This window comes from Senimuribacter intestinalis (genome assembly GCF_943192965.1).
GTDB lineage: Bacteria > Bacillota > Clostridia > Peptostreptococcales > Anaerovoracaceae > Senimuribacter > Senimuribacter intestinalis.
Genome location: NZ_CALPCF010000014.1, coordinates 59,295 through 78,554, shown reverse-complemented (window position 1 = coordinate 78,554; position 19,260 = coordinate 59,295). Strand labels below are relative to the sequence as shown.

Sequence of the window (19,260 nt, the reverse complement as noted above, 5' to 3'; positions counted from 1 at the left end):
GTCAGAGTAAATTCTATGTAAGTCTTTGCCATTTGAAATTCCAGTGATACGCAGAATTTATTTTGGCAAATAATAAACGAGACAATTTCTTGTTGCATTTCCACTGCACAATTGTTATATATGTAAAGAGAACAAAATACTGCCGAAAGGAGGTACGCAAATGTCATGGACAGCAAGGTGCTGGAGCAGCTTTACCGCAAATACGAGAGAGAGCTATACCTGTATATTTATTCCATCTGCAAAGACAAGCATGCGGCGGAAGATCTGCTGCAGGAAACTTTTTTAAAAGCCATTCTGGCTCTGCCAGACGGTCATACCAATATGCGTGCCTGGCTTTACCTGGTAGCAAGAAACCTGACCTATAATGCAATAAAAAAAGCAGGAAGGTATGAGAACATGACAACTGACCCTGCAGCGAAAAAAAGCGCAGAGCCGCTGGAAATCATTTTGCAGCAGGAACAGTACAAGCTGCTCTATAAAAACCTGCAGCGGCTTTCCGCAAGATCGAGGGAAATTTTAATCATGCAGTACTTCGGCCAGCTATCCCACAAGGAAATAGGCACTGTACTGGCAATGACTCCGTCAGCTGTGCGCATGGCAGCTGTACGAGCCAGAAAAGAACTGAAAACCCATATGGAGGAAGAAAAATGAGATATCGTGAACTACTCGAATTATATAAAAAAGGCGAATTAGCAGAACAAGAGGCGGAAAAAGTTCGCACCGATATTGAACGTCAGGAGGCCATCACTGACTACCTTTTAGAAGTCGAAGAAGTGTTTGACATCAGCCTGCCAGAGGATTTTTCGCAAGAAAGAGCATTGTCAGACTCTGAGGATTTTGTAAAGGTCATCAATCGTTCTATTAGAAAAGCCTTCCGAAAGCTGGGCGTAACCATACTGGTGCTGGCGCTGATTATGATACTATTCATCCAGTTCGCTCTGCCACACATTGTATCCCTGTTTTATTACGATCCAGGAAAAATCATCGGTGAGGAAGAATACAGAACTACCAAGCAGATAGAATTGGATATGGCAATTTACACCAGTCTGATGCTGCCCGGCTATTACCGCAATGTAGTCAACGTGACCGATCGGGGATATGGTAACTACGACATCAATATCGCACAAAGTGTCTCCTACAACGGACGTTTCTCTGACATCTCTGGAAAAATCGAAAAAGGGCGCCTAACCCTTTATAACAATAATGTTCTACGCAGGCCACATATGAATATCTTCGGCTGGAGCGAAATTCTTTCTGAAACCAGAGATTCCTATGTGACAGATCAACCACTTTCAGAACTGACAGATCCTGTCGATTATCTTACCGTCTCCATGAACCCAGCAGACAAATACGTCGTCTTTGTCACGCTGAATCGGCAAATGCCTTACGAAGACTTCATTGCGTGGACAAAGAAGGAGGAAATTCCGGGGCTTCTATGGTGTGCGCCGTGCACACGTGCATCTGGCCCTCCACAAAATCTAGGTTTTTATTACGATTTCCTATACGGTGCAGCTATGGGTTGGGACAAAGACGCCTATCCGAACCTGTTCTTCGACACGGACAAAGGCATAGATATAGATAAAGAAAGCACCGTGCGGTCTCACTTTACCAGTCAACTTCGTTACCTTGCATCTAGAGAAGCGTTCTGTAAAATGTTAGAGATATATCCAGAAGAACTGTCTGCAGCTGCCGACTATGTTGAAGAAAACGGTCTCAGAATCTACGGCTTCGTCACGTTGGTAAACAAAGAGCAGGCAGAACAAATTGAAAAGTCAAATGAGGTCTTTCAAATCAGCGCGGAAGAGCTGATTTAAGCCATATAAAAACGCTTTGGGCAGATCTTTACCCGAAGCGTTTTTCTTTATCTATTCGCTTCTCCCCAAACACACAACTGATCTAAAACCCTCATCAGGGATTCTCCTCTTTCACTTAATCGGTACTCAACTTTCGGCGGAATTTGTGGATACTCTGTTCTGACAATCAGTCGATCACGTTCCAGTTCTTTCAGATTGGTGCTGAGGGTTTTGTCCGAAATATGTTTCAGATATCGCTTCAGCTCATTAAATCTCACAATCTCAAATTCCATCAGGCAATAAAGAATGACCATCTTGTGCTTGCCGGAAATCAGCGACAGAGTATAACTAAATCCTGTATCTTCAAAATTTGCTTTTTCAATATAATTTTTTATCATTTTATGCTTTCCTTTACGCTAGTACATTTCAAAAAAGACAGTACTTGTATTTTTTAAATTAATCAATATAATTATATATACAGGCACAAATCCTGTCAATTCAAAAAATGAGGTGACGATGATGAGAAAAAAACTGAATATAACAGAAGGCATTTTCCCAATGCCGGTTTTAATGGTAGCAGCTTACAATGAAGATGGCAGTGTCAATGTCATGAATGCTGCCTGGGGTACTATGCAGGAGCGCGGAAATGTAGCGCTTGTCCTGTCAGAAGGTCATAAGACAGTAAAAGATATCAAAGCCAGAGGCGCTTTTACTGTCAGCATCGCCGATGCAGAACATGTTGTAGAAGCTGACTATTTCGGCGTTGTATCCGGCAACGATACTGCTGATAAGTTTAAAAACAGCGGACTTACTGCAAGCAAAGCTGAGACAGTAGATGCGCCTGTTATCAACGAATTTCCACTCTGTCTGGAATGTGAGTTCATCGAATATCAGAACAACGAATATGGCTGCGGCGTAATTGGCAAAGTCGTAAATGTCACCGCCGATGAAAAAGTCCTCGTGGACGGTAAGATCGATATGTCTTTGGTAAACGCTATCGCTTTCGACCCTTATACCCACGGTTATTACAAAGTAACCGAGAGAGTCGGCGAGGCTTTCAAAGACGGACTTGCACTTAAAAAATAACCCCCTTCCTCGAAGCTTTGCTTCGGGTGGATCCCCGGAAGCCTGTTTGTTCTTGGCAATAAGAAACTACTTAAACGGAGCTGCCTGCATGAACAGAAAATCATTATTAGTACGCAGCTCCATTTTGATTCATGAAAAAGTAGCTGGAGAAAGTATTTTCCAGTAATCGTTTCGTCTTCGCAGGCTATCCCTGAAATTATTAAAGTTATACAGATTCATCAATTTGAAGATCTTTTGCACAACTTTGTCTCCCATCCATATCTTAAAGTTGTGCAAATTAAATCAATTCCGTAACTGCTGCAAAACTTTACCTCTGAAGAGACGCTTAAAGTTTTGCAAACCAATCTTATTCAGGGTCAACCGCACAACTTCATATCGAATCAACACTCGAAAGTTGTGCAAAGTAATTCTGATTTGCGGTTACCTGCACAACTTCGTCAGCCCAGAAAGCCTAAAAGTTGTGCGAATCAAGCTGATTTAGCGTGATCTGCACAACTTCAATCCATCTTACAAATTTAACATGAAAAAGGGTGGCTGTGCCCTATCAGTTCACCCGGATTCAGCGCCAGCAGTTCCTCTACCACAAACAATCCGTCCTTTCGAACCAGTCTATCATCAAACCAGATTTCTCCGCCGCCGTACTCCGGTCTTTGAATCAGCACCAAATCCCAATGCACGGAAGAACGATTTCCGTTATCTGCATCCTCATATGCCATTCCCGGCGTTAAGTGAATACTGCCGCAGATTTTTTCGTCAAAGAGAATGTCCTTCATCGGCTCCAGAATAAACGGATTTACGCCGATAGCAAACTCGCCGAAATATCGTGCGCCTTCATCACTGTCCAAATACTCGTTAATGCGCGCCGTATCATTAGCCTGTGCATCGACAATACGTCCATTTTCAATTTCAAAACGAACATTTTCGTAGAAAAAATTCCGATTGGGCAGAAATTCATCTTTCCCTCGGAGTCTGCATTTTTAAATCCATTTTTGCATTTGTTCTTTTAAATCTCGGAACATACTACAGTAAACATTTTTTGTTTTATCAATAATATCCAAAGCTACCGCTTCATTGTACGCATGGGATACATTATTCTTGGCTGACAGTGCACTGAGCCAAACTTCCTCATCAGTGACTAATCCTGCCTTATATGCAACCTTGACAACCTGCTTAGGCGATCCGCTGCGGCAATCTTCAAAGCCCTGATTGGTAAGAATCTCTTTCATTGCTTTCCATGCTAATTCAAAGCAAATCTCGTAAAGCTTTATCGAGCCAACCACCACCAAACTATTGTAAGGCGGCTCATAAAGAAAAACGTCCTGCAAATTCTCTAATGCCTTGCAAAAATTCTCATACTTTTTCATATATGGCTCTGCCCTCCCTCATAATAACATTGCACAGTTTCTCTGAAAGCACATCATTTAAGAATATTTTATACTGATTTCCTATGAAAGACAGTTTCACCCCTATCGGACTGCTACTTCTTGATATTATAGATACTACCCCTTCTCTCTTTCACGATTTAGTATTTAAGAGCAGAAAGCATGATAAGTATCTGAATTTGCTGTACACCTACATACGAAGTGACCGTGCAAAAGGACGCCTGCGGGAATCCTTTGACGATGACATAATCACCTATTTGTATTCCTCACTGGAATATATCGCGTATCAGTATCGCCAGAATAAAGGCTTAGATGAATCCGCCGAAAGAGAAATTTTTAAAAAAATGGCTGAAGTATTTTTCTTTGGCTTGTATAAAGACGGCATTGAAGACGAAATCCGTTAAGTAAATACTCCAATTTATATGCGAATCTCCTGCCATTTGCCGCAGCGAAATCTTATAAACAGCAGCAGTCCACGCACCACCAAATCCGCCGCATATGCAAGCCATACGCCGGAAAGACCCATGCCAAAAGACACTGCCAGCACATAGCCAAGACCGATGCGCAGTATCCAGATGCCAAAAAAGGTAGCATACATAGGGAATTTTGTATCTCCTGCCCCCTGCAATGCCCCGGTCAGCACCTGAACTAAAGCCGCAAAAGGCTGAAACCATGCGATAATTCTAAGCACATCTGTCACCATCTCTTGTACTGCCTGTGTTTTCGTAAAATGCAAAGCCAGCTGCGGCGCAAACAAGTAGAACATTGCACCTATAACCACCATAGTGCATGCGGACATCCAGTACGTTACCCTGACCTGTTCCTTTGCCCTGTCGATATTCTTTTCCCCCAAAGAAACACCTGTGATCGTGCAGATAGCAAGACCAAATCCCATCGCAGGAATATACGCGTAACTTTCAATCGTGCCCGCTATATTGTGCGCCACATAAGAAGCCGTTCCAATAGACAGAATCATACCATTGTAAACCAGCTGTCCTACGCGCATGATAAGCTTCTCCAGCCCCGCCGGAACACCGATTTTCAGTAAAACACCAAATTCCCCGCAACACAGCTTCAAAGGATACTGCCAAAGCCTGTACTGTTTCTTTTTCCACAGGCACAGAAACAGTATAATCATCCCTGCGCCCCTTGCTATCGTAGTCGCAAGTCCCAGTCCAAAGATTCCCAGACCTGCCTTGATAAATAGAACATCTAACAAAATATTGATAAGATTAGATGCGCCAGTTACATACATGGGCGTTTTCGTATCCTGCATCGCACGCAGACAACTGGATAAAATCTGCTGCAGACAAAGAAGCACGCCTGGCACAGCCACAATGAGAAAATACGGCATTGCGCAATCCAGCACTACCCCCTCTGCGCCGGTAAGTTTTAGAATCTCTTTGCCAAAAACAAGACAAACACCGCCTGTACTAATGCCCAAAACCAGCCCTGTACAAAGAGCATGCACGATGGCAGAAGCCACTTTCTCAAATTCCTTTTCCCCGTAGCGCCGCGCAATCATTGCCGTGCTGCCGATACTGACGGCTGTAAAAAAAGAAATGAAAATATTCATAATCAAGTTTGTCACACTGATACCCGCAATGGCAGCATCCGCCAGCTTTCCTGCAAAAAACGCATCTACCGTGCCAAGAAGCGTCTGTAGGATATTTTCAAGGATAATGGGAAGCGCCAGGTAAAAAATACTGCGTTTCATTGACAAGCCTGCCTCCTTCTGTTAACATATTTTTTGTAAGTTACAGAACAATTTGTTTTATAATTTTATTATATTCTTGCCTAAGCTAAACGCAAGCATCAAACCTGCCAAGTTGTACCGTATCGAACAGTTGTCTGAAATTGTACGGTACCACAAGTTTCAGAGAGGAAATCCTAGCCATGGACAGAAGACAACAAAAAACCAGAGCCGCTATTTTCGATGCTCTGGCACAACTTCTAACAGAAAAACAATTTCATCAGATCACAGTACAGGAAATTATTGACAAAGCTAATGTAGGTCGCAGCACCTTTTACGCGCACTTTGAGACCAAAGATCATCTCCTAAAAGAACTTTGCACAGATTTATTTTCTCACGTATTTTCTGACCACCTGGCATCTGAGAAAACCCATGACTTTTCCGCATCTTCAGGCAGCGCCGCAGAACTTGTCACCCATCTCCTATACCATCTGCGTGACGACAAGCGCAATATCATGGGCATTCTCTCCTGCGAAAGCGGCGAGTTGTTTCTCCGCTATTTCAGAGAATATCTGTACCGTTTTTTCGAGGAAACACTGCTCCCGGAGCTTGAAACAAAGAAAGAAACCCTGCGGCAAATGCCGCAAGGTTTGCTGATTCATCATCTTTCCTGCAGTTTTATCGGTATGGTACAGTGGTGGCTTCGCCAAGGTCTTGTACAAACGCCAGAAGAAATAGCCTTCTGGTTTCTGGCTGTACTGCCTGCAAGGTTCTGACAATTTAACAATCATAGCCACCATTTCTGTTCTCTCTTTCGTGCAGTCCGCCCCTTCAGTGGATTTTGGAAAGAAAAATGGGCGGATTTAAGACCGCCCACTCTAAAATATCTCAATATTATTCCTGTATCTTCACTTCCGGCATCAGTTCATCATCAATGATTCCCAGAATATCCTCCAGTTCTGCAACCTGCTCCGGCGAAAAACGCTGCCGAATGCGTTTCATCACCGTACCGATATAATCATATGTCACACCGTAGGTCTGCATATACTTGTCGGTGACTTCCAGATAGTACTCCCGCTTATCCTGCTCACTTCTCACTTTGTTGACATAGCCCTTTTTCACCAGGCTGCCTACTTTGTAAGCGGCATTGGGTGGCGACAGCTGGGCAAAAGACGCAAACTCGTTGATGGTCGGTCTTCCCATGGCGTAAATCAGTTCCACACACAGCACCTCCATGGCAGAAAGCGCATCCTCCACCTTAATGTCCTGATTGAACACCTTGGAATAGAGGCTCATCTTAAATTTTGTATAGATATCAGAAAAATTTTTCTCAAGCATCTCGCATTCATTCCTTCTTATGGCTATGCTGATATTTTAACAAATTCTTTGCATAAATGCAATGTTTATCTCCTTGCTTTACTGCGTAATCACAAAGGACAACTCGCCCTGCGCTGCGATTTCTCCATCTACTTTTGCAACGGCCTTGCCATAACCGATGGGTCCTCGCCGTTCGGTCAACTCACAGTAAAGTGTAAGCACATCTCCCGGAACCACCTGTCTTTTGAACCGGCAATTCTTAATACCTCCAAATACTACCAGTTTTCCTCGATTTTCCGCTTCTGACAAAATTGCCACTGCGCCGGTCTGCGCCAGTGCTTCCATAATCAAAACCCCTGGCATGATCGGTCTTCCCGGAAAATGCCCCTGAAAAAACGGCTCGTTTACAGTCACACATTTCACTGCTTCAGCCCATTTTCCCTGCTCCATGTCGGTGACCCGATCGATGAGCAAAAATGGATATCTGTGTGGTAGTATTTCCTGAATTTGTCTGATGTCCAGTTCCATTATTTTATCCTCCGAAACAGAATTGATCCATTGTGTCCGCCAAAACCCAAAGAGTTGGACATAGCATAGTCACCCGCCATATCATTTCCAATATTTGCCACGATGTCCAGATCACATGCTTCATCAGGCACCTGATAGCCGACAGTCGGCGGTGCAAATTGATCTCGAAGTGCCGATACTGTCAAAATCGCTTCCACTGCACCAGATGCACCCAGCAGGTGACCTGTCATGGATTTCGTAGAGGACATCTTTACCTTGTACGCTGCATCACCAAAGGCAGATTTTACCGCAAGAGTCTCACATTTGTCGTTCATCGGTGTTGATGTGCCATGGGCATTAATATATACTACCTGCTCCGGCGTAATACCTCCATCTGCCATAGCTGCTTTCATGCAAGCTGCAGCGCCGCTGCCGTCTTCCAAAGGTGCTGTCATATGATGGGCGTCACAGCTTACGCCATAACCTGCAATCTCGCAGAGAATTTCTGCCCCCCTTGCTACTGCATGCTCATACTCTTCCAAAAGAAGAACGCCAGCACCCTCTCCCATGACAAAACCATCTCTTTCTTTATCAAAAGGAATGGAAGCGCGCTTCGGATCACAGGATTCAGACAGCGCTTTCATCGAAGTAAAGCCGCCGATTCCCAGTTCACTAATACAGCTTTCACTGCCTCCAGTCAGAAAAACTTCAGCATATCCATCTCGAATCTGCCTGAATGCCTCTCCAATCGCGTTAGTTGCAGACGCACAAGCTGTTACAACGCAAGTACAGCTTCCTGTAAATCCATGTTCGATGGCGACCATTCCTGCCGCCATATTAGTGATTGCCATAGGCACAAAGAGAGGCGATACCTTGTCGAAGCCCCGCTTCATCCCTTTGTAGTGCTCCTCTTCAATAGTAGGAAGACCCCCGATACCGCTGGAGATATTGACCCCACAGCGAGATGGATTTTCCAGTTTCATATCCAATCCTGCCTGCTTCATGGCTGCCCTTGCAGCAACCAGCGCCAACTGCGTAAACCTTGCAGTGCGTCTTGCTGCCATCTTATCCATGTGATTGGTAATATCAAACCCCTTTAATTCCCCTGCTACCTTTACCTTGTGATTTTCGGTATCAAAGCCTTTGATAAAGGCTATGCCACATGTGCCTTTTCTAGCATTTGCCCACATTTCCTCTACTGTATTTCCGATGGGAGATACGGCTCCCATTCCAGTGATTACAACTCTTCTCTTCATGGTCTCTCCTTTATTAATACATACCGCCATCTACTGCCAGCACTTGTCCGGTCACATAAGCAGCCTGTTCTGATGCGAAAAAGGCTGCTGCCTGCGCCACATCTTCCGGTTTTCCCATACGCCCTGCCGGAATTGCAGCGGCTGCCGATGCAATCGCTGCCTCCGTCATGGCCTTCGTCATATCTGTTTCAATAAATCCCGGCGCGATAGCATTCACGGTAATATTCCTGCTGGCCACTTCCTTGGCAAAAGATTTTGTCATAGAGACAACCCCGCCTTTACTTGCCGCATAGTTGACCTGACCGGCATTGCCTAAAAGCCCTACTACACTGGACAGATTCACAATGCGCCCATAACGCTGTTTCATCATCTGGCGGCTCACCGCTTTCATCATCAGAAAGCTGCCTCTAAGATTGGTTCTGATTACTGCGTCAAAATCTTCCTCGCTCATGCGCATGAGCAGATTATCTCTGGTAATCCCAGCGTTATTCACTAAAATATCCACGCGTCCAAAGGTCTTTATGGCAGTTTCTGAGATTCTCTCACAAGCTGCCCATTCTGCAACATCTCCCTGAATAAGATCTGCCTGCACGCCAAAATTTCTGCACAGTTCGGCAGTTTCCTCGGCTGCGCTGCTGTTTCCGGCATAATTGATAAGCAGGTTTGCACCCCTCTTTGCAAATTCTACACAAATGGCTCTTCCAATGCCACGGCTCCCGCCGGTTACAATGGCTGTTCTATCTTTCACGATTATGCTGCGCCTCCCTTCAATTCTGTAATCACGTTCTGCAGATCCTCAAAAGTTTCAATATTCATGGTCCTGATTCCCCGATCCGTCTTCTTTACAAAGCCGGACAGTGCTTTGCCAGGTCCGATTTCCAGAATCGTGTCAACGCCAGCTTTTGCCATGGCTTTAATAGAATCTTCAAAATATACGCTGTGAGAAACCTGTTTCACCAGCAGCTCGCCGATGGTCTCACTGGGTCTTTTCTCCCGTCCAACTGCATTAAAAAGTACAGGAAACTGCATTTCTCCAAAGGCTGTTTCTGCAAAAATTTCTTTGAGTACAAGCCCTGCCGGTTCCATAAATGCAGTATGAAAAGGTCCGCTGACAGGAAGCGCCACACATCTTTTGGCACCCTCTGCTGCTGCCAACTCTGCAGCCGCTTCAACAGCCGCTTTCTCTCCTGCAATGACAATCTGTCCAGGGCAGTTGTAATTGGCAATCTGCACGCTGCCTTTGACCGAGGCCTTCTCGCAGCACTGTTCAAGAGGCTCTCTGTCAAGACCCAACACCGCTTTCATAGCACAGTCCACACCTTCTGCCGCCTTCGCCATGGCATTCGCCCGCTTTGTCACAAGGGCAACAGCCGTCTTCGCGTCAAAGACGCCTGCGCTGTGCAGTGCCGAGTATTCGCCTAGCGAAAGCCCTGCCGCCATAACCGGTTTTATGCCGATCTCCTCCAGCGCAGGCAGTAGTTCTGCCAGCACGCCCGCAGCAAAAGCAACCATGACAGGCTGGGTATTTCTCGTATCTGAAAGCTGCGCCAAAGGTCCTTCAAAAGCAATTTCCCTTTGCTCTTTTGGCAGAATATCGAAAATCTCGTGAAATTTCTCCGACTTTTCGTAAAAATCTTTGCCCATGCCTACAGATTGACTTCCCTGACCTGCAAATAAAATTCCTAACTTCATATCTGACTCCATTCCGCTGCCAACTCTTCCATCAGCGCTTTTACCGTAGTCATCTCATTGATTCTGCCTACATTGTCGCCACAGAAAAACAGCCCTTCTTCATAATTTCCATAGTAACCTTTTATCAAAGCCTGATTGATGCAATAAGGCGTTTTTGCCGGATCACAACTGTGAATACATCTGATGCACTGCTTTGGCGCAAACCGCTCTCCTGCTGCAACTCGCTTCATCAGCGGCGTTTTAAGACCTCTCCCCGGCATGCCTACAGGACTTTGCAAAATCATCACATCTTCTGCATTTGCGCGTACAATTACATCTTTAAAGCCTCTGCTGGCATCGCATTCTTCGGTTGCGATAAAACGAGTAGCGATCTGCACTCCTGATGCACCCTGCGACTTCACTTCCTGCATATCAGTACGGTCAAAGATGCTGCCAGCTGCAAAGATCGGAATGTCTCCAGCTTCCCGGACCACTTCACAAATCAGCTGTGGCAGCGGTTTTGCACTGCCAGCTGCTTCCTCTCTGGTAAATCCCAGATGGCCTCCCGCTCTGCTTCCCTCTACCACAATAAAATCTGCTTTGCGATTATGCCGCTTTTGCCACATAGACAGAATCGTTTTCGCTGCACGACCGCCGGAAACGATGGGCGCAATCATCACATCAAATCCCTTTGTCAGTTCGGGAAGGGACAAAGGAAGCCCTGCTCCGCTGATTACCGCATCAATTCCGCTTTTACATGCAGTCTTTACTAGATCTGCAAATCCAGTAGTTGCTACCATAGCATTGACTGCGATGATACCTTTCCCTTTTGCAATTTGCCGAGCTTTTGCTATCTCCGCCTGCAGAGCCCTTCTGTTAGCTTTTTCCGGACTTTTCCAGAAATCAGCTTCACGAAAGCCAATATTCACGGTGGAAATGACACCCATACCGCCGCAGGCTGCAACCGCTCCAGCAAGTCCTCCCATGGAGATACCAACGCCCATACCGCCTTGAATGATCGGTACTGCCAATCTATCTAATGTTTTCATATTCTTTTACCATTTCTTCAAAAATTTGACGCAGCGGACGAATCTCTTTTACCATACCGCTGACCTGACCTGCCATCAATGAACCGTTTTTTACATCGCCCTCCAGTACTGCTTTACGCAGGGATCCCAGTGTAAATTTCTCCAGTTCCATCTTGTCTGCACCGCTCTGTTCCATCTTCAGATACGCTCTAGTCATAGGATTTTTCAGACAGCGCACCGGCGCACCAGCACTGCGTCCAGTAACGATAGTTGCATTATCGCCAGCCTTGACAATGGCTTCTTTATAGTTCTGATGAATGGGACACTCGCAGCTCGCCAGAAGACATGTGCCGACCTGCACGCCACAGGCTCCCAGAGTAAATGCTGCTGCCATCTGCCTGCCGCCTGCAATGCCGCCTGCTGCAATGACCGGCACATCCACATTGTCACAAACCTGCGGCACCAGCGCCATAGTGGTCAGTTCTCCAATGTGACCACCGCTCTCGCATCCCTCTGCAATGACGCCGGAAACACCGATAGATGCCAACCTCTTTGCCAGCGCAACCGATGATACAACAGGAAAAACTTTAATTCCGGAAGTTTTCCATTCTTCCACATATTTTCCAGGGTTCCCCGCTCCCGTCGTCACCACAGAAATACATTCTTCAGTGACAATTTTCGCCATTTTATCCGCCTCCGGATTCATCAGCATGATGTTGACACCAAAAGGTCTGTCAGTCATTTTTTTGCAAATTCTAATCTGCTCTCTAAGATTTTCAGCCGTCATGCCGCCGGCACCGATAATCCCAAGCGCGCCGGCATTGGAGACCGCAGCTGCAAATCCGCCGCTTGCAATATTAGCCATGCCGCCCTGGAAGATTGGAAATTCTATATTTAAAAGTTCATTAATTTTCATAGATTATTTTACCTCACTTGTGATATACATGCCGCCGTAGGAAAGCCCCGCGCCAAAGCCAGTACAAAGAAGAGTGGTGTCATTTTTTAGAAGCCCCTGCTCTGCCATTTCACACAGCGCAATAGGAATGCTGGCAGCCGAAGTATTTCCATAGTGGTACAAATTCTTAAAGAATTTTTTCTTCTCGCCGCCGATACGCCTTGCAGCAGCGTCAATGATACGTTCATTTGCCTGATGACAGACGAAGTAATCAATATCATCCTTACTTAAATCGATTTTCTTCAGCACTTCGCCGATACACACCGGTACTTTGCTTACCGCAAAACGGTATACCTCCTGACCGCCCATTTCAATAAAGCTGCCCCGGAGGCAGTGAAGCACCTGCCTATTAGGTTCACAGCCGCCATAGAATGCAAAGCCTGCGTCTTCATGCCATTTCATCACAGCAGCACCGGCTCCGTCACCAAACAGCACACAAGTTGCCCTATCCTCCATATCCATAAAGGAAGAAATCTTTTCACTGCCGATAATCAAGGCATACCTGTCTTTCTGATTTGCAAGCAGCCCGTTTGCCAAATGGCATCCATAGATAAAACCAGCACAAGCCCCATTTATATCCAAGGCGAAAACTTCTTGAGAAAGTCCCAGTCTTCCGCAGACATCGCAGGCTGTCGCCGGCGTATGATCGTCGGGTGTAAAGGTGCAGACAATACATATGGCGATTTTTTCTTTCGGAATCCCCGCATGATGGAGCGCCATCTGTGCAGCTTCAAAAGCCATGTCTGTATTGGTCTTCTTTACGGCAAAATACCGACTGCGTATGCCGGACTTTTCCCTGATCCAGTCATCGCTGGTGTCTACTGTCTCTGCTAAGGTTTCGTTAGTAACCGTAAGATCGCCAGCTGCACGCCCCAGTCCGATTATTTTAATTCCTGCCATAATAGATCCTCCGCCTTCTTCGTAGGTTTCCCTATCTTTCTAATCTGCTTATATCGTTCTTTTATCAGATTTTCTCCGCCGATTTTTTCAAGAGCTGCAAGAGAAGATTCGATTTCTCTTGCCACGCGCAGGAAAACATCCCCCTTTTCAGGAATCACACAGTCACAAATGCCCAGACTTTGCAAATCTTCTGCAGTCAGTTTCATCACTTCCGCTGCTTCTTCCCAGCGTTTAGCATCTTTCCATAAAATGCTTGCAAAGCCTTCCGGTGACAGAATAGAGAAAATGCTGTTTTCCAGCATTACGATCCTGTCTGAAACACTGAGGGCAAGGGCACCGCCGCTTCCTCCTTCACCGATAAAAATGGCAACCGTCGGGACTTTAAGGCGAGACATCACTGCGATAGACTGCGCAATCGCCTCTCCCTGACCGCCTGCTTCTGCTTCGATACCTGGATAAGCCCCCGGCGTATCTATGAAGGTGATAACAGGTCTTCTGAATTTTTCCGCCTGTTTCATCAGACGAATGGCTTTTCTATATCCTTCCGGATTCGGCATGCCAAACCGGTACACCATGTTCTCCTGTAAATCTCTGCCCTTCTGATGACCGATCACCGTGACAGGGCGACCGCGAAACAATGCAAGACCGCCTAAGATGCTGACGTCTTCTCCATGGTTTCTATCCCCCGCCAAAGGGAAAAAATCATCGAAAATCGCTTCGATATAATCCCGACATGTAGGTCTATCCTGCGCTCTTGCCAGTTTCACCCGCTCCGCTGCAGATATCTTTTTTATGTTCATCGTTTTCCCCTCCTGTCATGAACCTGCAGCAAAAATGCCAGAGTCTGCCGCAAATCTGTTCTTGGCACGACTTGATCCACAAATCCATGTTCCAAAAGATACTCCGCCGACTGAAAACCCTCCGGCAATTCCTGCCCGATGGTCTGCTCAATAACTCTTGGTCCTGCAAATCCAATCAGCGCACCGGGTTCAGCTAAAATAACATCGCCAAGACTTGCAAAACTTGCGGTCACACCGCCTGTAGTCGGATGGGTCAGCACAGAAATAAACAAATTCCCTTCTTCGCCGTGTCTTGCCACTGCCGCCGCAGTCTTTGCCATCTGAAAAAGAGATAAAATTCCTTCCTGCATTCTGGCGCCTCCTGAGGCTGCAAAAATAATCAGCGGCAGTCTATTCTTTGCAGCATATTCACATGCTCTGGTGATTTTCTCACCTACAGCAGTTCCCATACTTGCCATCATAAAGCGACTGTCCATGGCGCACACGACTACCTTATAACCACTAATCTTCCCAGTGCCTGTCAGAACTGCTTCTTTCATTCCTGTCTTTTGCTGCTGATTCAAAAGCTTTTCTTCATATCCCGGAAAGTCCAGTGGATTTTTTCCTTTCATACTGCCACAAATTTCCCGAAAAGATTTTGGATCCAGTACCGTCCGCAGTCTGTACTTGGCCGAAATACGAAAGTGATATCCGCAGCAAGGACAAACGTACAGATTTTCTAGCAGTACATCCTTTGTATGTTTCGCCTGGCATTCAGGGCATGAGATGACTTTGTCGCCATCTTTCATCTCACGCAGCGCCGCCAGTAAATCTCGTTTCTGTTTAAATGGATTCATTTCTGCCTCCTGCCGCCTCATAAATTGAGAGAAGTTCCTTAAGATGTGCCTCAATATAACCGGTATCATATCCGCCCCGCAGAAAATCCTGCTGATACATCAGCAGGTGCTGTACCGGCAAAGTAGTCTGTACTCCGTTGATAACAGTTTCCTCCAAAGCCCTTCGCATGCGGCGCACCGCTTCCAGACGGCTTTCGCCCTTTGCGATAATCTTTGCCACCATGGAATCATAGTACGGACTGATCTCACAGCCGTTATATAAAGCGCTGTCCACTCTGATTCCTGCACCTGCTGGAAAATGAATAAAGTCTATCTTTCCTGGACATGGCGCAAAATTTTCAAAAACTTTCTCCGCAGTAATTCTGCACTCGATGGCATGACCGCTCATGGTAATATCCTTCTGCTCAAAGCTCAGCGGAAGACCGCTGGCAATGCGCAGCTGTTCTTTCACTATATTGACGCCGGTCACCATTTCCGTCACCGGATGTTCTACCTGGATTCTCGTATTCATTTCGATAAAGTAAAAATGCTCATCTTTATCTACGATAAATTCCACGGTGCCTGCATTTTCATAGCCGCAGATTTTTGCTGCTTTAACGGCTGCCTCACCCATCTGGCAGCGAAGCTGTTCCGAAAGTCCCCAAGCAGGCGCTTCCTCTAACAGTTTCTGATTCCTCCGCTGAATGGAGCAATCTCGTTCCCCCAGATGCACTACGTTTCCACGGCTGTCTGCCAAGATCTGAAATTCAATATGTCTTGGATTTTCTATGAGCTTTTCCACGTACATTTCACCGTTTCCAAAGCAGCTTTCTGCTTCTTGTGAAGCTGTTTGAAATCCCTTACGAACTTCTTCCGTATTGAAGGCTTTGCGCATGCCGCGACCGCCTCCCCCTGCTGAAGCCTTGAGAAGAACCGGATAGCCGATGCGTTCTGCTTCTGCCACAGCTTCTTCTTCACTTGTTACGGCGCCATCTGAACCCGGAACCACTGGAACACCCGCCTCTATCATCATACGTCTTGCGGCTGCTTTATTTCCCATCGCATCAATCACCTGCGAGGAAGGTCCGATAAATTTCAGACCTGCTGCCTCACAGCTTCTTGCAAAGTCACTGCTCTCTGACAGAAAGCCAAAACCGGGATGGACAGCATCACAGCCTGTAGCTTTTGCCGCCTCAATCAAATTCGCTATGTGCAGATAGCTTTCGCTAGCTCTAGGGCCTCCAATACACACTGCTCTAGTTGCAATGATTCGATGCAAAGCCTGACTGTCAGCTGTAGAATAAACAGATACCGCCTCTATGGAAGAATCCAGACACTCTCTGATAATCCTTACAGCAATTTCCCCCCGATTCGCAATCAAAACTCTCTTTAGCATGGCTCAACCTCAAACAAAACCTGATCAAATTCAACCAATTCCCCATTGACGCCCCCTGCGCTGCGGATGATGCCATCCACTGGCGACTTCAGTTCGTTCATCATTTTCATGGCTTCTACCACGCAGAGAACCTGACCCTGTTTCACCTGCTGTCCTACTGTCACAAAGGGAGGCTTCCCAGGTTCTGGCGCAGCATAGTAGATACCGACAATCGGCGATTTAACTTCTATGAAGTTTGAGGACTGAGGTTCCTTCTGTGCTGGCTGCAAAGATTGCATCGCTGGCACACGCAGATCTTTGTCAATCTGCTGCAGCTGCTGAGGCTGCCCGCTTTTTTCCATACGTAGATGAAAACCGTCAGCCTCTACTTCCAGCACTGTCAGAGATGAAGTTTCAAATCGCTCAATCAGATTGTAAATTTCCCTTTCTTCCATGGTTATGCCTGATACTTTTCAATGGCTGCTACGATGTCACTAACCAGCTTCATATTGCCCAGTTCCTCATCAGGAATCTTGATGCCGTACTTCTCTTCAATCGCCATCACCAGTTCCACTGCATCCAGAGAATCGATATTCAAGTCATCTGCCAGACTTGCTTCCGGGGCAATCTTATCCTCGTCACATCCTAACGTATCAACCATAATTTCTTTCACTTCTTCAAATTTCATTTTTATGTACTCCTTCTCGTTTTCTAATTCAAATTTTTTAATTAAAATAATTTATTTAAAATATTTTAATTAAAATTCTTTAACTAGAATAGCACTGCCGGAAGGATTTGTCAATAGACGAAAAAAATTTTCACAGGAATTACAAAAACCATAGAAAAACTCCGCAATTCTTCCCTGAATTACGGAGTTTTGATTCTATTCGTATTAAGTTTTTATTTCATCGAAGCCGTCATCTCATAGCTTGCACAAAGCATCGCTTATTTGTAATTTGCAATTCTTGCTCTGGTTCTCTCTTCTCCTAGGATCTGCTGAATTTCCCAGACATCCGGAGACTGCGCTCTTCCCATCAGTGCGATTCGGATAACCGTACTGACATGCCCTACGTGCCCTTTATACTCTTCCGGATGTTTTTTAAAGTCTTTCGGTTTTGCAGCATAGCCCATTTCCGCTGCCATGGTTCTAATCTTGTCAAACCACTGACTCTGATCATCCGCGTGATTATAGTTTTCCAGATATCCCGCCAGAATTGCCGTAATATCCTCTGCCGGCACCTCTGCTGGCATTTCATCTTCGATTTTGAACATATCGTCAAAAAAGTAACTGATAAATTCTACGATTTGCTGTGCATAGATCAGATCTTTTCTCGGCTTGTTGTCATTTCTTCCCAGATTCAGGATTCTTTCCAGATACTCCCTATCTTCAAAGATATGCAAAATTTCCGGTTTGAACTCCTGCGCCCAGTCTTTTAGAAACTCATACAGTTCACATGCAGGAATGCGAAGAAGCACGTCTTTACTGATGTCATTTAGTTTGTTCAAGTCAAAGAGTGCGCCGGAATTGCTCATCTTTTCTGTGGAAAATGCAAACTCATCGATATCCGCTTCCGGATGTTCCATTCTCCATTCCTCAAAATTAGAGTTGAGAATCGTCAGCAGATATTCTCTAACTGCTGCAGGGTGATAACCCTGATTTCTATAGTAATCTAGCGAAAGTTCAGGATCCTTTCTCTTGGAAAGCTTTCTCTTGTTGCCCTCTTCATCTAATTTCATCAGCTGCGCCGTATGGCAATAAACAGGCGGCTCCCATCCCAGCTTTTCAAAGAGTTCCACATGAATCGGCAGCGACGGCAGCCATTCTGCACCGCGCACCACATGAGTCGTACGCATCAGATGATCGTCTACAACATGTGCAAAATGATAGGTCGGAATCCCAGTCGCCTTTAAAATGACTACGTCCTGGAAATTCTCCGGCATTTCAAGAGTGCCTCTGATGGCATCCTCTACTTTGATCTTTCTCACATTCTCATCAGTCGCTTCAGGGTTTCCGCCGGAACGCAATCTAATGACATAGGACTTTCCTGCAGCCAAATTCGCCTCGATTTCCTCTATGGAGAGTCCTCTATTCTTTGCGTAAATACCGTAAATTCCCGGATTGGCTTTAGAAGCTTCCTGCCCTGCCCTGATCTCTGTGATTTCTTCTTCTGTGAGGAAGCACGGATATGCCTTACCCTCTGCCACCAGTTTCTTCGCAAAGCACTGGTAAATCTCCCCACGCTGGCTCTGCGTATAGCAGCCATAATCGCCGCTCTCACCGTCAAGACCTGCACCTTCGTCAAAGTTGATGTCAAAGAAACGCAGGGAATTGATAATAGTCTCTACCGCCCCTTCCACATAACGCTTATCATCGGTATCCTCAATTCGCAGGTAAAACACGCCGCCGCTCTGGTGAGCAAGGCGCTCGTCCACAAAGGCGCCGTAAAGATTTCCAAGATGAATAAAGCCTGTCGGGCTAGGACCCAATCTGGTTACTTTTGCACCTTCCGGCAAATTTCTCTTCGGATACTGGGCTTCTATTTCTTCTGTTGTCTTCTTAATATGCGGAAACAAAAGATCCGCTAATTTATAATAATCCACTACAAAAATCCTCCATTTTGGTTTTTCTAACAATAGCACATAATCCATATTATTATATACTTTCCGACGTATGAATTTCAA

23 protein-coding genes are annotated in these 19,260 nt (G+C 45.7%); 5 read left to right on the top strand and 18 right to left on the bottom strand.

All coding sequences use genetic code 11. From position 1 onward, the window contains the following. Positions 1-165 precede the first annotated feature (165 nt). A complete protein-coding gene (locus NFR88_RS12145; RefSeq protein ID WP_251616300.1) occupies positions 166-651 on the top strand; it encodes an RNA polymerase sigma factor in 486 nt (161 codons plus the stop codon). Further along, complete coding sequence (locus NFR88_RS12140) at positions 648-1,814, top strand: anti sigma factor C-terminal domain-containing protein (RefSeq protein WP_251616298.1); 1,167 nt, start codon at positions 648-650, stop codon at positions 1,812-1,814. Before NFR88_RS12145 ends, NFR88_RS12140 begins: the two co-directional genes overlap by 4 nt. 47 nt (positions 1,815-1,861) lie before the next feature. Here NFR88_RS12140 and NFR88_RS12135 read toward each other — a convergent pair whose 3' ends face one another. After that, positions 1,862-2,191, bottom strand: coding sequence for a winged helix-turn-helix transcriptional regulator (locus NFR88_RS12135; RefSeq protein ID WP_160202919.1), 330 nt, complete (start codon positions 2,189-2,191; stop codon positions 1,862-1,864). Positions 2,192-2,309: 118 nt separating this feature from the next. Here NFR88_RS12135 and NFR88_RS12130 point away from each other — a divergent pair, with 118 nt between their 5' ends. After that, entirely contained in the window at positions 2,310-2,879 is a 570-nt protein-coding gene (locus tag NFR88_RS12130; protein ID WP_371874471.1) for a flavin reductase family protein, read from the top strand. A 515-nt stretch (positions 2,880-3,394) separates the two neighbouring features. Here NFR88_RS12130 and NFR88_RS12125 read toward each other — a convergent pair. Together NFR88_RS12125 and NFR88_RS12120 are read right to left on the bottom strand one after the other, a co-directional pair. After that, a complete protein-coding gene (locus tag NFR88_RS12125; RefSeq protein WP_338548162.1) occupies positions 3,395-3,826 on the bottom strand; it encodes an aminopeptidase in 432 nt (143 codons plus the stop codon). Positions 3,827-3,856: 30 nt separating this feature from the next. Then, positions 3,857-4,243 (bottom strand): HI0074 family nucleotidyltransferase substrate-binding subunit, encoded by a 387-nt coding sequence (locus tag NFR88_RS12120; RefSeq protein WP_161908976.1) that lies wholly within the window; start codon positions 4,241-4,243, stop codon positions 3,857-3,859. Positions 4,244-4,326: 83 nt separating this feature from the next. On the opposite strand from NFR88_RS12120, the gene NFR88_RS12115 reads away from it, so the two are divergent. Beyond that, positions 4,327-4,665, top strand: coding sequence for a hypothetical protein (locus NFR88_RS12115; RefSeq protein ID WP_251616295.1), 339 nt, complete (start codon positions 4,327-4,329; stop codon positions 4,663-4,665). A gap of 14 nt (positions 4,666-4,679) precedes the next feature. Here the strand turns inward: NFR88_RS12115 and NFR88_RS12110 are convergent, their stop codons facing one another. Continuing rightward, a complete protein-coding gene (locus NFR88_RS12110) occupies positions 4,680-5,978 on the bottom strand; it encodes an MATE family efflux transporter (RefSeq protein WP_251616293.1) in 1,299 nt (432 codons plus the stop codon). A 179-nt stretch (positions 5,979-6,157) separates the two neighbouring features. Between NFR88_RS12110 and NFR88_RS12105 the strand changes: the two genes are divergently transcribed. Then, the gene (locus NFR88_RS12105; RefSeq protein WP_160202494.1) at positions 6,158-6,730 is read left to right on the top strand and encodes a TetR/AcrR family transcriptional regulator; all 573 of its coding nucleotides are present in this window, start codon (positions 6,158-6,160) and stop codon (positions 6,728-6,730) included. A 118-nt stretch (positions 6,731-6,848) separates the two neighbouring features. Here the strand turns inward: NFR88_RS12105 and NFR88_RS12100 are convergent, their stop codons facing one another. The 14 genes from NFR88_RS12100 to gltX all read right to left on the bottom strand — a co-directional run bounded on the left by NFR88_RS12100 (position 6,849) and on the right by gltX (position 19,179). After that, positions 6,849-7,292, bottom strand: a complete 444-nt coding sequence (locus NFR88_RS12100; protein ID WP_160202493.1) for a MarR family winged helix-turn-helix transcriptional regulator — start codon at positions 7,290-7,292, stop codon at positions 6,849-6,851. 78 nt (positions 7,293-7,370) lie between these two features. After that, a complete protein-coding gene (gene fabZ, locus NFR88_RS12095) occupies positions 7,371-7,799 on the bottom strand; it encodes a 3-hydroxyacyl-ACP dehydratase FabZ (RefSeq protein ID WP_160202492.1) in 429 nt (142 codons plus the stop codon). Next, complete coding sequence (fabF, locus tag NFR88_RS12090) at positions 7,799-9,034, bottom strand: beta-ketoacyl-ACP synthase II (protein WP_251616290.1); 1,236 nt, start codon at positions 9,032-9,034, stop codon at positions 7,799-7,801. The genes fabZ and fabF overlap by 1 nt, the downstream gene beginning before the upstream one ends. A gap of 13 nt (positions 9,035-9,047) precedes the next feature. Next, on the bottom strand, positions 9,048-9,782 hold the full coding sequence (gene fabG / locus NFR88_RS12085; RefSeq protein ID WP_465250588.1) for a 3-oxoacyl-[acyl-carrier-protein] reductase: 735 nt from the start codon (positions 9,780-9,782) through the stop codon (positions 9,048-9,050). Positions 9,783-9,784: 2 nt separating this feature from the next. Further along, entirely contained in the window at positions 9,785-10,726 is a 942-nt protein-coding gene (gene fabD / locus NFR88_RS12080; protein WP_251616289.1) for an ACP S-malonyltransferase, read from the bottom strand. Next, positions 10,723-11,754 (bottom strand): NAD(P)H-dependent flavin oxidoreductase, encoded by a 1,032-nt coding sequence (locus tag NFR88_RS12075; RefSeq protein WP_251616287.1) that lies wholly within the window; start codon positions 11,752-11,754, stop codon positions 10,723-10,725. Before NFR88_RS12075 ends, fabD begins: the two co-directional genes overlap by 4 nt. Further along, positions 11,738-12,649: a nitronate monooxygenase gene (locus NFR88_RS12070; protein ID WP_251616283.1), complete on the bottom strand. Its 912-nt coding sequence runs from the start codon at positions 12,647-12,649 to the stop codon at positions 11,738-11,740. The genes NFR88_RS12075 and NFR88_RS12070 overlap by 17 nt, the downstream gene beginning before the upstream one ends. Positions 12,650-12,652: 3 nt before the next feature. Continuing rightward, positions 12,653-13,588: a beta-ketoacyl-ACP synthase 3 gene (locus NFR88_RS12065; protein ID WP_160202486.1), complete on the bottom strand. Its 936-nt coding sequence runs from the start codon at positions 13,586-13,588 to the stop codon at positions 12,653-12,655. Next, positions 13,570-14,388, bottom strand: a complete 819-nt coding sequence (locus NFR88_RS12060) for an acetyl-CoA carboxylase carboxyltransferase subunit alpha (protein ID WP_251616278.1) — start codon at positions 14,386-14,388, stop codon at positions 13,570-13,572. The genes NFR88_RS12065 and NFR88_RS12060 overlap by 19 nt, the downstream gene beginning before the upstream one ends. Then, entirely contained in the window at positions 14,385-15,224 is an 840-nt protein-coding gene (gene accD, locus NFR88_RS12055; protein ID WP_160202484.1) for an acetyl-CoA carboxylase, carboxyltransferase subunit beta, read from the bottom strand. Before accD ends, NFR88_RS12060 begins: the two co-directional genes overlap by 4 nt. Then, entirely contained in the window at positions 15,211-16,599 is a 1,389-nt protein-coding gene (gene accC, locus NFR88_RS12050; RefSeq protein ID WP_251616275.1) for an acetyl-CoA carboxylase biotin carboxylase subunit, read from the bottom strand. The genes accD and accC overlap by 14 nt, the downstream gene beginning before the upstream one ends. Continuing rightward, positions 16,593-17,033: an acetyl-CoA carboxylase biotin carboxyl carrier protein gene (locus tag NFR88_RS12045; protein ID WP_160202482.1), complete on the bottom strand. Its 441-nt coding sequence runs from the start codon at positions 17,031-17,033 to the stop codon at positions 16,593-16,595. Before NFR88_RS12045 ends, accC begins: the two co-directional genes overlap by 7 nt. Positions 17,034-17,035: 2 nt before the next feature. Then, positions 17,036-17,266, bottom strand: coding sequence for an acyl carrier protein (gene acpP, locus NFR88_RS12040; RefSeq protein WP_160202481.1), 231 nt, complete (start codon positions 17,264-17,266; stop codon positions 17,036-17,038). A 257-nt stretch (positions 17,267-17,523) separates the two neighbouring features. After that, entirely contained in the window at positions 17,524-19,179 is a 1,656-nt protein-coding gene (gene gltX, locus NFR88_RS12035; RefSeq protein ID WP_251616273.1) for a glutamate--tRNA ligase, read from the bottom strand. Between the last annotated feature and the right edge of the window lie 81 nt (positions 19,180-19,260).

Bases quoted from the DNA above. Each gene is read 5' to 3' on its own strand.
- NFR88_RS12145 (WP_251616300.1), top strand. From the start codon at position 166: ATGGACAGCAAGGTGCTGGAGCAGCTTTACCGCAAATACGAGAGAGAG.
- NFR88_RS12140 (WP_251616298.1), top strand. From the start codon at position 648: ATGAGATATCGTGAACTACTCGAATTATATAAAAAAGGCGAATTAGCA.
- NFR88_RS12135 (WP_160202919.1), bottom strand. From the start codon at position 2,191: ATGATAAAAAATTATATTGAAAAAGCAAATTTTGAAGATACAGGATTT.
- NFR88_RS12130 (WP_371874471.1), top strand. From the start codon at position 2,310: ATGATGAGAAAAAAACTGAATATAACAGAAGGCATTTTCCCAATGCCG.
- NFR88_RS12120 (WP_161908976.1), bottom strand. From the start codon at position 4,243: ATGAAAAAGTATGAGAATTTTTGCAAGGCATTAGAGAATTTGCAGGAC.
- NFR88_RS12115 (WP_251616295.1), top strand. From the start codon at position 4,327: ATGAAAGACAGTTTCACCCCTATCGGACTGCTACTTCTTGATATTATA.
- NFR88_RS12110 (WP_251616293.1), bottom strand. From the start codon at position 5,978: ATGAAACGCAGTATTTTTTACCTGGCGCTTCCCATTATCCTTGAAAAT.
- NFR88_RS12105 (WP_160202494.1), top strand. From the start codon at position 6,158: ATGGACAGAAGACAACAAAAAACCAGAGCCGCTATTTTCGATGCTCTG.
- NFR88_RS12100 (WP_160202493.1), bottom strand. From the start codon at position 7,292: ATGCTTGAGAAAAATTTTTCTGATATCTATACAAAATTTAAGATGAGC.
- fabZ (WP_160202492.1), bottom strand. From the start codon at position 7,799: ATGGAACTGGACATCAGACAAATTCAGGAAATACTACCACACAGATAT.
- fabF (WP_251616290.1), bottom strand. From the start codon at position 9,034: ATGAAGAGAAGAGTTGTAATCACTGGAATGGGAGCCGTATCTCCCATC.
- fabD (WP_251616289.1), bottom strand. From the start codon at position 10,726: ATGAAGTTAGGAATTTTATTTGCAGGTCAGGGAAGTCAATCTGTAGGC.
- NFR88_RS12075 (WP_251616287.1), bottom strand. From the start codon at position 11,754: ATGAAAACATTAGATAGATTGGCAGTACCGATCATTCAAGGCGGTATG.
- NFR88_RS12070 (WP_251616283.1), bottom strand. From the start codon at position 12,649: ATGAAAATTAATGAACTTTTAAATATAGAATTTCCAATCTTCCAGGGC.
- NFR88_RS12065 (WP_160202486.1), bottom strand. From the start codon at position 13,588: ATGGCAGGAATTAAAATAATCGGACTGGGGCGTGCAGCTGGCGATCTT.
- NFR88_RS12060 (WP_251616278.1), bottom strand. From the start codon at position 14,388: ATGAACATAAAAAAGATATCTGCAGCGGAGCGGGTGAAACTGGCAAGA.
- accD (WP_160202484.1), bottom strand. From the start codon at position 15,224: ATGAATCCATTTAAACAGAAACGAGATTTACTGGCGGCGCTGCGTGAG.
- accC (WP_251616275.1), bottom strand. From the start codon at position 16,599: ATGCTAAAGAGAGTTTTGATTGCGAATCGGGGGGAAATTGCTGTAAGG.
- NFR88_RS12045 (WP_160202482.1), bottom strand. From the start codon at position 17,033: ATGGAAGAAAGGGAAATTTACAATCTGATTGAGCGATTTGAAACTTCA.
- acpP (WP_160202481.1), bottom strand. From the start codon at position 17,266: ATGAAATTTGAAGAAGTGAAAGAAATTATGGTTGATACGTTAGGATGT.